We start from the raw sequence: 13,195 nt of genomic DNA on the forward strand, positions 1-13,195 counted from the left end.
TCGAACGCGTACGTGCGGGTGGGGCGCCCCGGGACATCGGGGCGCCCCACCCGTTCCGGCTAAACTGGCGACCGAACACGTCACCATCGCGAAAAGAATTCAGGGTGCGCCGGGAAGTCTGGTCGGCAATGTGCTCCAGCCGTTCCCAGGCCGGGGCTTCTTTCTGCCGAACGCCGACCGGAGGTCGTACCCGTGGCCGCGCCCATTCGCCGTAGGTTTCTCGCACGCCTGTCGCTCCCGGAGCGGACGTTCGTGGCGGATGCGTTGCGTGCCGAGACCGTCGGCGGCGTCCTCCTGCTCCTCGCGGCGATCGCCGCCCTCATCCTGGCGAACACCCCGCTCAGCGACGCCTACACCGACCTGAGGGACTTCTCCTTCGGTCCCGAGTCGCTGCATCTGAACCTCACGGTGGCCGAATGGGCCAAGGACGGCCTGCTGACGATCTTCTTCTTCGTCGCCGGCATCGAACTCAAGCGGGAACTGGTCGCAGGCGAACTGCGTGACCCCAAGGCAGCGGTCCTCCCGGTCGTCGCGGCGATCTGCGGGATGGCGACGCCGGCGCTCGTGTACCTCGGCATCACCGCGGGGAGCGGGGGCGACGTGGGAGGCTGGGCGGTGCCGACGGCCACCGACATCGCCTTCGCACTCGCCGTCCTCGCCGTCATCGGCACCTCCCTGCCCTCGGCTCTGCGTGCCTTCCTGCTCACCCTCGCCGTCGTCGACGACCTCTTCGCGATCTTGATCATCGCGGTGTTCTTCACCACCGACATCTCGCTGCCGGCCCTCGCCCTCTCCGTAGCGGGCCTCGCCGTCTTCTGGGTCCTGCATCACCGGGGCGTCCGCGGCTGGTACGTCTACCTCCCACTCGCCGTCGTCATCTGGGGACTGATGCACGCGAGCGGCGTACACGCCACCGTCGCCGGCGTCGCCATGGGGCTGATGCTCCGCTGCACCGTCCGGGACGGCGAGGAGCACTCCCCCGCCGAGCACATCGAGCACCGCGTACGGCCCCTCTCCGCCGGGCTGGCCGTCCCGTTGTTCGCCCTCTTCGCCGCCGGAGTCTCGGTCTCCGGGAAGTCCCTCGGCGATGTCTTCACGACTCCCGAGCCGCTCGGCGTCGTCCTCGGTCTCCTCATCGGCAAGACGGTGGGCGTCTTCGGCGGCTCCTGGCTGGCCGCACGCTTCACCAAGGCCGCGCTCAACGAGGACTTGGCCTGGGCGGATGTCTTCGCCGTCGCGATGCTCTCCGGAATCGGTTTCACCGTCTCGCTGCTCATCGGCGAGCTCGCCTTCCCCGACGACCCCGTCCTCGCCGCCGAGGTCAAGGCAGCCGTGCTGATCGGCTCCCTGATGGCCGCGGTCTCCGCCGCGGTGCTGCTCCGGGGACGCGAGGTCAGGTACCGGAAGCTGTGCGAGGACGAGGAGCGGGATGAGGACGGGGACGGCATCCCGGACGTCTACGAGTTGGACGACCCGGAGTACCACCTGCGCATGGCCGCGATCCTCGAAGCGAAGGCGGCCGAGCACCGTCGGCTGGCCGAAGTGGCCGCGGCTGGAGGCACAAAGGACGACAGTCCGGCATGATCTGGTGGGCAATCGGCTGGTAAGCAGTCCTGACGGGCAGTCCGATGCGTGACGCCGGTACGCCGGCGGAATCGCGGTCCGCCGACCCAGGACTGACGACAGCAGTCAGAAGAGAAGAGGGATACAGCGATGAGCGCAGTCGAGGACGGCGACCGCAGCCTCGGTCAACTGGTGGCCGCGGCGACGGCTGAGATGTCCGCCCTGGTGCACGACGAGATCGCCCTGGCCAAGGCCGAGATCCGGCAGGACGTCAAGCGGGCGGGCATCGGCGGCGGCGCGATCGCGACGGCCGGAGTGCTGGCGCTGTTCGCCCTGCCGGTGCTGAGCTTCGCCGCCGCCTACGGCATCCACAACCTCGGCCTCGGCCTGGCCTGGTCCTTCCTGATCGTAGGCGTCGGCTATCTGGTGATCGCCGCGGTGCTCGGACTGTTCGCCGTCGCCAAGTTCAAGAAAGTGAAGCCGCCGCAGCGGAGCATCGCCTCGGCCAAGCAGACCGCGACCGTACTCCAGAGCGTCAAGCCGCATCCGCGTCCGGCGGATGCGGCGCGCCCGTCCGACGCGACTGTGACACGCTCATCACTATGACGGTCCCCGACACTTCCGCCTCGCTCGTCCGGCTCGACGGGCCCTGGACGCACCGGGACGTCGCCGCCAACGGCGCGCGCTTCCATATCGCCGAGGCCGGCGACGGCCCGCTCGTGCTGCTCCTGCACGGGTTCCCGCAGTTCTGGTGGTCCTGGCGGCATCAGCTGACCGCGCTCGCCGACGCCGGGTTCCGCGCGGTCGCGATGGACCTGCGCGGGGTGGGCGGCAGTGACCGTACGCCGCGTGGCTACGACCCTGCCAACCTCGCCCTCGACGTGACCGGGGTGATCCGCTCGCTGGGCGAGTCGGACGCCGCGCTCGTCGGCCACGATCTGGGCGGCTATCTCGCCTGGACGGCGGCGGTGATGCGACCCAAGCTGGTGCGGCGGCTGGCCGTCGCGTCGATGCCGCACCCCCGGCGCTGGCGCTCGGCCATGATCTCCGACGTCAAACAGAGCGCGGCCGGCGGCCACATCTGGGGCTTCCAACGGCCGTGGATCCCCGAGCGACGGCTGGTGGCGGACAACGCGGCGCTGGTGGGCCGGCTGATCCGGGAGTGGTCCGGGCCCGGACTTCCCGAGGACGAGTCCATTGAGGTCTACCGACGGGCGATGAGCATCCCGTCGACGGCGCACTGCTCGATCGAGCCGTACCGGTGGATGGTGCGGTCGATCGCGCGGCCGGACGGCATCCAGTTCAACCGGCGCATGAAGCGTCCGGTGCGCGTGCCGACGCTGCATCTGCACGGGTCACTCGACCCGGTGATGCGGACGCGCAGCGCGGCGGGGTCGGGGGAGTACGTCGAGGCGCCGTACCGTTGGCGGCTGTTCGACGGGCTCGGGCACTTCCCCCACGAAGAGGACCCGGTAGCCTTCTCCACCGAACTGGTCAACTGGCTCAAGGACCCGGAACCGGACCGCTGACCCGTCTCCGCACAGCTCTGGCGATGATCGGCCAATTGCCTGGCGCATAGACCAAATGGCCCTCCCAGAGGCGGTTACCGACCTTGGGGCAGGGGCACGCTTCCCGGTATGGGTTGGACGCACGACTCCCGTGATGCCGGGAGTCCGGGGGCTTCTCCCCGGGAGAGCGCAGTTCGCAACCGCCGCGCCTCGACCGCGCGCAGCACCCCTCAGGGGGTGGTTGCCGGGGGGCATCCCGGTCGGATCGAAGATCTGCAGCTGGGGATCCCGCGCATTCTTCGCAGGCGGGCCCGCTGGGTGTCGGCGCGGCTGCGCCATCCACGCAGCTGAGCCCACGCTGTTGGGGTCACGCTGCTGAGGTCACCCGTGTGGCAAGGCGTCATCGCGCCCCGGGGCGGTCATCGATCGGCTGGGCGCCGTCCGCACGGCAGCCTCGCGGTCCACGCCGCGTCGAGGCTCCGCCCGGGCGATCAGAGCGCGCAGCCCTGACTGTCCACCACCCGGCTGGCCGTACGCCCCTGGATGATGTCGTCGCGCACCTCATCCACCGTCAGCGCGTACCCGGTGTTCGCGTCGTCGAGTGACTTGGCGAAGACCACGCCGTACACCCGGCCGTCCGGGGTGAGCAGCGGTCCGCCGGAATTGCCCTGCCGGACTGTGGCGAAGAGCGAGTAGACATCGCGCTGAACCGTGCCGCGGTGATAGATGTCCGGTCCGCTGGCCTGGATACGGCCGCGCAGGCGCGCCGCCCGTACGTCGAAGGCGCCGTTCTCCGGGAACCCGGCGACGATGGCGCCGTCCCCCCGGCGCGCGTCCGACTCGGTGAACCGCAGCGCCGGTGCCCGCAGCGCGGGGACGTCGAGAACGGCGATGTCGCGCTGCCAGTCGTAGAGGACCACCTTCGCGTCGTAGAGCCTGCCCTCGCCGCCGATCTGCACGGTCGGCTCGTCGACGCCGCCGACGACATGCGCGTTCGTCATCACGCGGTGCGGGGCGAACACGAAGCCGGTGCCCTCCAGGACCTTGCTGCAGCCGGGAGCGGTGCCGACAACCTTCACGATGCTGCGCTGGGCCCGCGTGGCCACCGGACCGTTCGCAAGCGCCGGATCGGGGGCCGGGACGGACGTGATCGGCTCGTTCGAGAACGGGCTGAAGACCTGCGGGAAGCCGTTCTGCGCAAGGACGGAGCTGAAGTCGGCGAACCAGGTGTCCGCGGCTTCCGGGACCACCCGGGAGACGCCGAGCAGCACCTTGGAGTTACGGACTTCCTTGCCCAGCGTCGGCAGTGACGTCCCGGCCAGCGCCGAGCCGATGAGCCAGGCCACCAGCAGCATCGCGACGACGTTGACCAGGGCGCCCCCGGTGGCGTCCAGCACACGCACGGGGGACCAGGTGATGTAGCGGCGCAGCTTGTTGCCCAAGTGCGTGGTGAAGGCCTGCCCCACGGAAGCACAGACGATCACGACCACCACAGCGGCCACAGCGGCTCCCGTGCCCGGGGTCGCCTCGTTCGTGACCTCATTCCAGATCACGGGGAGCAGATACACCGCGACGAGTCCGCCGCCGAGGAACCCGATCACCGACAGGATGCCGACGACAAAACCTTGGCGATATCCGACGATTGCGAACCAAACGGCCGCGACCAACAACAGGATGTCCAGCGCATTCACCGGGACACCGTCTCATGCACGCCAGTCGAGTGGGACATCCTTGGTGCGGTCCCACGGCCGCTCCCAGCCCGCATAATGGACAATCCGGTCGATCACCCCGGCCGTGAACCCCCAGACCAGAGCGTTCTGGACGAGGAATGCCGGGCCTCGATGGCCGCTGGGGTGGACGGCGGTCGCGCGGTTGGCGGGATCCGTGAGATCCGCCACGGGGACGGTGAAGACCCGGGCCGTCTCGGCCCGATCAACGGGCGACACCGGGCTCGGGGTTCGCCACCAGCCGAGCACGGGTGTCACGACGAAGCCGCTCACCGGGATGTAGAGCCGGGGCAGCACGCCGAAGATCTGCACACCGGACGGATCGAGGCCGGTCTCCTCCTGCGCCTCGCGCAGCGCGGCGCGCAACGGCCCGACCGTCTGCGGATCACCGTCCTCCGGATCGAGTGCACCACCCGGGAAGGAGGGCTGCCCCGCGTGTGAACGCAGGGACCCGGCCCGCTCGATGAGCAACAGCTCCGGCCCTTCGCGACCCTCGCCGAAAAGGATGAGCACGGCGGACTGACGGCCGCCGGACGCGGGGGGCAGAAAGCGGCTCAGCTGCCCCGGCTGTACGGTCTCCACCGCCCGGGCCACCGGCTCCAGCCACCCCGGCAACCCCTGCGTGGTCACGGTGACCGCGCCCCCGAACGTCCCGCGAGCGCTGGTCATGCGGCCCCCAGAGGCGGGGCCGGCTTCCCCGGATAGTCCGGCGGGGGCTTCAACCGCTGGCCGGGAGCGCCGCCCAGTTCGTACTTCAGCAGCTTCTTCGCCTTCTCCGGGTCGGTTTCGCCCTCGCCGTAAGCGGGGCAGAGCGGCGCGATGGGGCAGGCACCGCAGGCGGGCTTGCGGGAGTGGCAGACCCGTCGGCCGTGGAAGATGATCCGGTGCGAGAGCATCGTCCACTCGCTCTTGGGGAAGAGGCCGGCGATCTCCGCCTCAACCTTGTCCGGGTCGTCCTGCTCCGTCCACTTCCAGCGGCGGACCAGCCGGCCGAAGTGGGTGTCCACGGTGAGGCCGGGTACCCCGAAGGCGTTTCCCAGCACCACGTTCGCCGTCTTGCGGCCGACACCGGGCAGGGTGACCAGGTCCTCCAGCCGGCCCGGAACCTCGCCCCCGAAGCGCTCGCACAGCGCGGCCGACAGGCCGATCAGCGACTTCGCCTTCGCCCGGAAGAAGCCCGTGGGACGGATGATCTGCTCCAGCTCCTCCGGATGGGCCGCCGCCATGGCTTCCGGCGTCGGATAGACCATGAAGAGATCGGGAGTGGTCTGGTTGACCCGCAGATCGGTCGTCTGGGCCGAGAGAACCGTCGCCACGAGGAGCTGGAAGGGATTCTCGAAGTCCAGCTCGGGATGGGCGTAGGGGTAGAGATCGGCGAGCTCGCGGTTGATCCGGCGCGCACGGCGGACGAGGGCGAGCCGGGTTTCGGTCTTCCACGGCTTCGCCTGCTGCGCCGTCGATCCCTTCGCCGCCCCGGCCCGCGCGGTCGGGGCGGCCTTGCTCCCCGCCTTGCTCTCCCCGGCCCGCTTCTTCGGCTCTGATTTCGCACCTTTTGCGGCTTTTGTCGCTTCGTCAGGCGCGTGTTCGCCCACAGCAGAATTTCGGGACGCAGCCACCCGCCCGGCCCCCTTACCCTGTGCTCTCACCGGCGTATTGGACACCCGGCCAGAGTACGACCCGGTACCGTCATCCGCCCCGGCCACCAGGAAACGCACTCCAATCGGCCCCCTGCCGTATGGCTCGGGCCGGGGATGCGCCACACTTGTGTTTGATCACACAGTTTTACCCGTCCGGCATTATGGGGACGAAGGTCCCCCGTGCAGGTCGACAAGGAGAGATCTCGTGGACGACGTTCTGCGGCGCGCGCCGCTCTTTGCGGCGCTCGATGAAGAGCAGGCCGCCGAGCTGCGCGCCTCGATGAGCGAGGCCACCCTCGCGCGGGGCGACGCCCTGTTCCACGAAGGTGACCCGGGCGATCGCCTGTATGTGGTCACCGAGGGCAAGGTGAAGCTGCACCGCACCTCCCCCGACGGCCGCGAGAACATGCTGGCGGTCCTCGGCCCGGGCGAGCTCATCGGCGAGCTCTCCCTCTTCGACCCGGGCCCGCGCACGGCCACCGCAACCGCCCTCACCGAGGTCAAGCTCCTCGGTCTCGGGCACGGCGATCTGCAGCCGTGGCTGAATGCCAGGCCCGAGGTGGCCTCCGCCCTGCTGCGCGCCGTCGCCCGTCGGCTGCGCCGTACCAACGACTCAATGTCCGACCTCGTCTTCTCCGACGTGCCGGGCCGCGTCGCGAAGGCCCTGCTCGACCTCTCCCGCCGCTTCGGTGTGCAGTCGGAGGAAGGCATTCACGTCGTCCACGACCTGACCCAAGAGGAGCTGGCCCAGCTGGTCGGTGCCTCCCGCGAGACGGTCAACAAGGCCCTGGCGGACTTCGCGGGCCGCGGGTGGCTGCGCCTGGAGGCGCGGGCCGTGATCCTGCTGGACGTGGAGCGGCTCGCCAAGCGGTCGCGCTGACGCGCGGTCGTCTCCGACCTCGACACGTGTGGGGTCCCCCTCCGTCCGGAGGGGGACCCCACACGTGTTGCGGGCTGAGCCCGGCCCCAGGTCCTTCTGCCCGGACCTGGGTCGCTGGCCAGCGGCCACCGGCGGTGCGACGCGGGCTGTGCCCGGTTCCAGGGCCTTCGGCCCGGGGCTGATGGGGTACGCGCCACCCAAGGGCGGCGCGGGGTCGCTGGGCAGCAGCCACACGGCCGTACGGCGAGAGCGGGCGACGGCCCGGTCGACCGTCGCGGGGGGCGCCTGCGCCATGCTTACCTCGAAGCCATCGCGTCCCCGGTGCCCGGGTGCTGCGACGATCACGAACCCAGGACCGGATACGGCGGGGCAAGGGCTGCCGACGTCGGTCGGCGGCCGGGCGACGGGCTCAGATCAGGCCGCGCTCGCGCAGATAGTCCAGCTGCGCTCGCACCGACAGCTCCGCCGCGGGCCACAGCGTGCGGTCCACATCCGCGTAGACGTGGGCCACGACCTCCCGTGGCGTGCGATGGCCGCTCGAGACGGCCGACTCCACCTGGGCCAGGCGGTCCGCACGGTGGGCGAGGTAGTACTCGATGGCGCCGTGGGCATCGCTCAGGACCGGGCCGTGGCCGGGGAGGACGGTGCTCACACCGTCGTCGACCGTCAGCGAGCGAAGCCGGCGCAGTGAGTCGAGGTAGTCCCCGAGCCGTCCGTCCGGATGGGCGACCACCGTCGTACCGCGTCCCAGCACCGTGTCGCCCGTCAGGACGGCCGTGTCGGCCGGGAGGTGGAAGCACAGAGAGTCGGAGGTGTGGCCCGGCGTCGGGACGACCCGGAGCTCGAGCCCGCCGGTGGTGATCACGTCATCCACCCCCAGGCCCTCGTCACCGAGCCGCAGCGCCGGATCCAGGGCCCGTACCTTCGTACGGGTCAGCTCCGCGAAACGGGCCGCGCCTCCGGCGTGGTCGGGGTGGCCGTGGGTGAGGAGCGTCAGCGCGATCCGCTTGCCCGCCCGCTCCGCGGTCGCGACCACCCGGTTCAGATGGGCCTCGTCGAGCGGGCCCGGGTCGATGACGACGGCCAGAGCGGAGTCCGGCTCGGACACGATCCAGGTGTTGGTGCCGTCCAGGGTCATCGGCGACGGGTTGGGGGCCAGGACGCACACCGCCCGCGCCGTGGCGGGCCCGGCGATGGCACCTCCCCGCGGCTGCCCCGGCAGCGCTCCCGCGTACGTCATGAACTCGCCCCCCACGCTATGCGCCTGGTGAACTCGTCGTGCCCCGGCCAGCTGAGCACGATCTCGTCCCCGTGCAGCTCGGCCCGCGCCAGCACCGGCGCCAGATCCCGCGTCCCGGCAGCCGCCAGCGCCTCGCCGGCCGAACCGTACGGCTGCAGCTCGCGCAGCGCGGTGATCGTCGGCGGCATCATCAGCAGCTCCCCGCGGTCGAAGCCGGCCGCCGCCTCCGCAGGCCGGATCCAGACCGTGCGGTCCGCCTCCGTGGAGGCGTTACGGGTGCGCTGCCCCGCCGGCAGTGCGGCGACGAAGAACCAGGTGTCGTAGCGGCGCGGCTCGAACTCCGGCGTGATCCAGCGCGCCCAGGCGCCCAGCAGATCGCTGCGCAGCACCAGATCGCGCCGGGCCAGGAAGTCGGCGAAGGACAGCTCGCGCGCGACGAGAGCCGCCCGGTCCGCCTCCCAGGTGTCATCGGTGGTGTCCGAGACGAGGGCCTGGGCCGACGGCCCGGCCAGCAGTACGCCCGCCTCCTCGAACGTCTCGCGGACCGCCGCGCAGACGACGGCCTGGGCCGCCGCCTCGTCCTCGATGCCCAGCCTGTCGGCCCACTCCGCCGGCGAGGGCCCCGCCCACCCCACACTCCGCTCGTCGCGCGGGTCCACGGCCCCGCCCGGATAGGCGTACGCGCCTCCGGCGAAGGCCATGGAGGCACGTCTGCGCAGCATGTGGATGGCAGGACCGTCCGGCCCGTCGCGGAGCAGCAGCACGGTGGCGGCCGGGCGCGGGGCCACCGGCGTCAGCTCACCGTTCGCGAGCGCCCTGATCCGCTCGGGCCACTCCGGCGGGTACCATCCCCCGGCCCCCGGCTTGGACGATCCCAGGCCATTCGTCGTGGTCATGTGGCGGATGCTATGCGCTCTCGGGACGTTGTTCGAGAGCGGCCAGCGATCGTCCGGACTCAGCCGGCGATCTCGACCTGGATCTCGAGCTCGACCGGCGCGTCCAGCGGCAGCACCGCGACCCCCACCGCACTCCGCGCGTGTACGCCCTTGACCCCCAGCAGCTCGCCGAGGAGCTCGCTGGCGCCGTTGACCACGCCCGGCTGGCCGGTGAAGTCCGGCGCCGAGGCGACGAAGCCGACGACCTTCACCACCCGCACGATCTTGTCCAGGTCGCCCACGGCCGACTTGACCGCGGCGAGGGCGTTCAGCGCGCAGATACGGGCCAACTCCTTGGCCTCCTCCGCCGTCACCTCCGCGCCGACCTTGCCGGTCACCCCGAGCTTGCCCTCGACCAGGGGCAGCTGGCCCGCGGTGTAGACGTAATCGCCGGTGCGGACGGCCGGCACGTACGACGCGAGCGGCGCCGCGACCTCGGGCAGCGTCAGCCCCAGCGAGGCCAGCTTCTCCTCGACCGCGCTCATCCCTCTTTCTTCTCCCGCTTGAAGTACGCCACCAGGCTCTCCCCGCCCTGGGGCCCCGGCACGATCTGGACGAGCTCCCAGCCGTCCTCGCCGAAGTTGTCGAGGATCTGCTTGGTCGCGTGAATGAGGACCGGCGCGGTCTGGTATTCCCACTTCGTCATGGCCCCGACTGTAATGCCTGCCACCGACTGCCCTACGCGTGACCCGGCCTCGTGCGTAGCCCGCTGCCCGACTGGTTAGGCTCCACGACATGACCAGGCTCCATGTCGTCAGCGGCAAGGGCGGCACCGGCAAGACCACGGTCGCCGCGGCCCTCGCCCTCGCCCTCGCGGCCGAGGGCCGTCGCACCCTGCTGATCGAGGTCGAGGGGCGGCAGGGGATCGCCCAGCTCTTCGAGACCGAGGCGCTTCCGTACGAGGAGCGCAAGATCGCGGTCGCTCCCGGAGGTTCCGGAGAGGTGTACGCCCTCGCCATAGACGCCGAACGCGCCCTGCTCGACTACCTGCAGATGTTCTACAAGCTCGGCTCCGCGGGCCGCGCTCTGAAGAAGTTGGGGGCGATCGACTTCGCGACCACGATCGCGCCCGGGCTGCGTGATGTGCTGCTCACCGGCAAGGCGTGCGAGGCGGTGCGCCGCAAGGGCAAGGACGGCCGTCCCGCCTACGACTCCGTCGTCATGGACGCCCCGCCCACCGGCCGGATCACCCGCTTTCTCAACGTCAACGACGAGGTGGCCGGACTCGCCAGGATCGGTCCGATACACCATCAGGCGCAGGCCGTCATGCGCGTCCTGAAGTCCGCCGAGACGGCCGTCCACCTGGTGACGCTGCTCGAGGAGATGCCGGTCCAGGAGACGACGGACGGCGTGGCGGAACTGCGCGCCGCGGGCCTCCCGGTGGGCGGCATCTTCATCAACATGGTGCGGCCGATGGTCCTCGACGAGGAGGCCGTACGAGCCGCCGCGAACGGTCGCCGTACCGCCGTCGCGCAGGCACTGTCCCAGGCGCTCTCCCAGGCGGGGTTGGCCGGCCGAAGGCCGGCGGAGAAGCCGAGGGGAACAGCGGCCGGGCAGCGCCGCGGGAAACCCGCGGAACGGTTCGCCCAGCAGCTCGTCGATCCGCTGCTGGACCAGGCTCGCGAGCACGCCGAGCGGCTCCGTCTGGAGCACGCGGAGCGCGCGGCCATCGCCGATCTCGCACTGCCGACGTACGAGTTGGAGTTCCTCGGCGACGGCGCGGATCTCTCCGGCGTCTACCGACTGGCGGCGGATCTGCGGAAGCAGGGCGTCGCGGAGGAGCCGTCATGACCGGCTGCCGAGGAGCCGTCCGTGGCCGCGTCGACGGAAGAAGCGAGGACACCGCATGACCCTGGACGCCCTGGGCACGGCATCCCGGCTGGAGACCGACCCGCTGCTGGACGACCCGGGGACCCGGATCGTCGTGTGCTGCGGCTCAGGCGGCGTGGGAAAGACAACGACGGCCGCGGCGCTCGGCGTGCGGGCAGCGGAACGCGGCCGCAGGGTCGTGGTCCTCACCATCGATCCGGCCCGCCGGCTGGCCCAGTCGATGGGCATCGACTCCCTCGACAATGTCCCGCGCCGGGTCGAGGGGATCGACGGGGCGGCGGGCGGGGAACTGCACGCGATGATGCTGGACATGAAGCGCACCTTCGACGAGATCGTCGAGGCGCATGCCGACGCCGACCGGGCCCGCGCCATTCTGGAGAACCCCTTCTACCAGTCCCTGTCGGCCGGATTCGCTGGTACGCAGGAGTACATGGCCATGGAGAAGCTGGGCCAGCTCCGGTCGCGCGACACCTGGGACCTGATCATCGTGGACACCCCGCCGAGCCGGTCCGCCCTGGACTTCCTGGACGCTCCGAAGCGGCTCGGGTCCTTCCTGGACGGGAAGTTCATCAAGCTGCTGATGGCTCCGGCGAAGATCGGCGGTCGGGCGGGGATGAAGTTCCTCAACGTCGGCATGTCGATGATGACCGGCACGCTCAACAAGCTGATGGGCGCCCAGCTGCTGCGCGACGTACAGACCTTCGTGGCGGCCATGGACACGATGTTCGGGGGATTCCGGACCCGCGCCGACGCCACGTACCGGCTGCTGCAGGCCCCGGGGACGGCGTTTCTGGTCGTGGCCGCCCCGGAGAGCGATGCGCTGCGCGAGGCCGCGTACTTCGTCGAGCGCCTGGCCGCGGAGGACATGCCGCTGGCCGGGCTCGTACTGAACCGGGTGCACGGCAGCGGGGCTTCGCGACTGAGCGCGGAGCGGGCACTCGCCGCCGCAGAAAATCTTGATGAGAGCCGCATGGTGGATCGCGATGGCGGGCAGGCTGCCAAACGGACGCCCGCACGCGACGACTCTCCCGAACCCCCCACGGACGCCACCGTCGCAGCGGGCCAACTGGCCCCGGGCGCCGTCGAATCGGACCCTGCCGAGGTGCTCGCCGCCGGGCTACTGCGCCTGCACGCCGAGCGGATGCAGGTGATCGCCCGCGAGCAGCGCATGCGTGATCGCTTCCGGGCGCTGCATCCCGAGGTTCCGGTCACCGAAGTGGCCGCACTGCCCGGCGATGTGCACGACCTCGCGGGACTACGCGCCATTGGCGAGCGCCTCGCGACCGGTGCCTGAGCGGCGGGCGCTCAACCCGCCGCCGCGTAGTTCTCGTCGTCGATGTCGACGCTCAGCAGGCCGGCGCCACGCTCGTACTCCGTACGCGCGGTCTCCAGGAGCCGCCGCCACGAGGTCACGGTGGGCCTGCGGCGCAGCAGCGCCCTCCGCTCCCGTTCGGTCATCCCACCCCACACACCGAATTCGACGCGGTTGTCTAGCGCGTCGGCAAGGCATTCGGTACGCACCGGGCAACCGGTGCAGACCGCTTTGGCCCTGTTCTGCGCCGCACCTTGAACGAAGAGTTCATCCGGATCGGTAGTGCGGCAGGCTGCCTGTGTACTCCAGTCGGTTACCCAGCTCATGCTGGCGCCGTCCTCTCCCGAATCGAGGCTCCCCCACGGCGGCAGCGGCATATTCACCGTTGCCAGTTGAGGACGTTACGGAAGGCGGGCAGGGCGCAACACCCCCTGCGGGCCCAATCTTGAATGGTCCGAACGGACTATGTGTACGCGGCAGATCACCCAACGGAGTGAGGTGCGGACATAGGTGACCTAACCGACATATCTGGAGGGTTCCGCGATGTCACAGAGGCAGACTGG

Annotated in this window: 15 protein-coding genes; 7 read left to right on the forward strand and 8 right to left on the reverse strand. The window is 70.6% G+C overall.

The window, feature by feature from the left end; genetic code table 11:
* The first annotated feature begins 192 nt into the window (after positions 1-192).
* The 4 genes from nhaA (at position 193) to ACTWQI_RS05630 (ending at position 3,422) form a co-directional block, all read left to right on the forward strand.
* Positions 193-1,584, forward strand: a complete 1,392-nt coding sequence (nhaA, locus tag ACTWQI_RS05615; protein WP_443268034.1) for a Na+/H+ antiporter NhaA — start codon at positions 193-195, stop codon at positions 1,582-1,584.
* A 129-nt stretch (positions 1,585-1,713) separates the two neighbouring features.
* A complete protein-coding gene (locus ACTWQI_RS05620) occupies positions 1,714-2,169 on the forward strand; it encodes a phage holin family protein (protein WP_443268036.1) in 456 nt (151 codons plus the stop codon).
* On the forward strand, positions 2,166-3,092 hold the full coding sequence (locus tag ACTWQI_RS05625; protein WP_443268038.1) for an alpha/beta fold hydrolase: 927 nt from the start codon (positions 2,166-2,168) through the stop codon (positions 3,090-3,092). The genes ACTWQI_RS05620 and ACTWQI_RS05625 overlap by 4 nt, the downstream gene beginning before the upstream one ends.
* A gap of 108 nt (positions 3,093-3,200) precedes the next feature.
* Positions 3,201-3,422: a hypothetical protein gene (locus ACTWQI_RS05630; RefSeq protein WP_443268039.1), complete on the forward strand. Its 222-nt coding sequence runs from the start codon at positions 3,201-3,203 to the stop codon at positions 3,420-3,422.
* A 140-nt stretch (positions 3,423-3,562) separates the two neighbouring features.
* On the opposite strand, the gene ACTWQI_RS05635 is transcribed toward ACTWQI_RS05630, so the two are convergent.
* Genes ACTWQI_RS05635 through nth form a run of 3 tightly spaced genes read right to left on the reverse strand, consistent with a single transcriptional unit; the run spans position 3,563 to position 6,414 of the window.
* Positions 3,563-4,762, reverse strand: a complete 1,200-nt coding sequence (locus tag ACTWQI_RS05635) for a MarP family serine protease (protein WP_443268041.1) — start codon at positions 4,760-4,762, stop codon at positions 3,563-3,565.
* Between the two features lie 12 nt (positions 4,763-4,774).
* Positions 4,775-5,467 (reverse strand): NUDIX hydrolase, encoded by a 693-nt coding sequence (locus tag ACTWQI_RS05640; protein ID WP_443268043.1) that lies wholly within the window; start codon positions 5,465-5,467, stop codon positions 4,775-4,777.
* Positions 5,464-6,414: an endonuclease III gene (gene nth / locus ACTWQI_RS05645; protein ID WP_443268045.1), complete on the reverse strand. Its 951-nt coding sequence runs from the start codon at positions 6,412-6,414 to the stop codon at positions 5,464-5,466. Before nth ends, ACTWQI_RS05640 begins: the two co-directional genes overlap by 4 nt.
* 226 nt (positions 6,415-6,640) lie before the next feature.
* Here nth and ACTWQI_RS05650 point away from each other — a divergent pair, with 226 nt between their 5' ends.
* Positions 6,641-7,315, forward strand: a complete 675-nt coding sequence (locus tag ACTWQI_RS05650; RefSeq protein ID WP_443268047.1) for a Crp/Fnr family transcriptional regulator — start codon at positions 6,641-6,643, stop codon at positions 7,313-7,315.
* Positions 7,316-7,724: 409 nt separating this feature from the next.
* On the opposite strand, the gene ACTWQI_RS05655 is transcribed toward ACTWQI_RS05650, so the two are convergent.
* The 4 genes from ACTWQI_RS05655 to ACTWQI_RS05670 are packed head-to-tail and all read right to left on the reverse strand — an operon-like array spanning position 7,725 to position 10,136.
* Complete coding sequence (locus ACTWQI_RS05655; protein WP_443268048.1) at positions 7,725-8,555, reverse strand: MBL fold metallo-hydrolase; 831 nt, start codon at positions 8,553-8,555, stop codon at positions 7,725-7,727.
* On the reverse strand, positions 8,552-9,451 hold the full coding sequence (locus ACTWQI_RS05660; protein ID WP_443268050.1) for an NUDIX hydrolase: 900 nt from the start codon (positions 9,449-9,451) through the stop codon (positions 8,552-8,554). The genes ACTWQI_RS05655 and ACTWQI_RS05660 overlap by 4 nt, the downstream gene beginning before the upstream one ends.
* Before the next feature lie 59 nt (positions 9,452-9,510).
* On the reverse strand, positions 9,511-9,975 hold the full coding sequence (locus ACTWQI_RS05665; protein WP_443268051.1) for a RidA family protein: 465 nt from the start codon (positions 9,973-9,975) through the stop codon (positions 9,511-9,513).
* Complete coding sequence (locus tag ACTWQI_RS05670; RefSeq protein WP_443268053.1) at positions 9,972-10,136, reverse strand: DUF4177 domain-containing protein; 165 nt, start codon at positions 10,134-10,136, stop codon at positions 9,972-9,974. The genes ACTWQI_RS05665 and ACTWQI_RS05670 overlap by 4 nt, the downstream gene beginning before the upstream one ends.
* Before the next feature lie 89 nt (positions 10,137-10,225).
* Here ACTWQI_RS05670 and ACTWQI_RS05675 point away from each other — a divergent pair, with 89 nt between their 5' ends.
* Both ACTWQI_RS05675 and ACTWQI_RS05680 read left to right on the forward strand, forming a co-directional pair.
* Positions 10,226-11,281 (forward strand): ArsA family ATPase, encoded by a 1,056-nt coding sequence (locus ACTWQI_RS05675; RefSeq protein ID WP_443268055.1) that lies wholly within the window; start codon positions 10,226-10,228, stop codon positions 11,279-11,281.
* 55 nt (positions 11,282-11,336) lie between these two features.
* Entirely contained in the window at positions 11,337-12,614 is a 1,278-nt protein-coding gene (locus ACTWQI_RS05680) for an ArsA family ATPase (protein ID WP_443268056.1), read from the forward strand.
* 11 nt (positions 12,615-12,625) lie between these two features.
* Here ACTWQI_RS05680 and ACTWQI_RS05685 read toward each other — a convergent pair whose 3' ends face one another.
* The gene (locus tag ACTWQI_RS05685) at positions 12,626-12,958 is read right to left on the reverse strand and encodes a WhiB family transcriptional regulator (protein WP_443268642.1); all 333 of its coding nucleotides are present in this window, start codon (positions 12,956-12,958) and stop codon (positions 12,626-12,628) included.
* Positions 12,959-13,195 lie beyond the last annotated feature (237 nt).

Source organism: Streptomyces sp. KR80 (assembly GCF_052245555.1).
GTDB lineage: Bacteria > Actinomycetota > Actinomycetes > Streptomycetales > Streptomycetaceae > Streptomyces.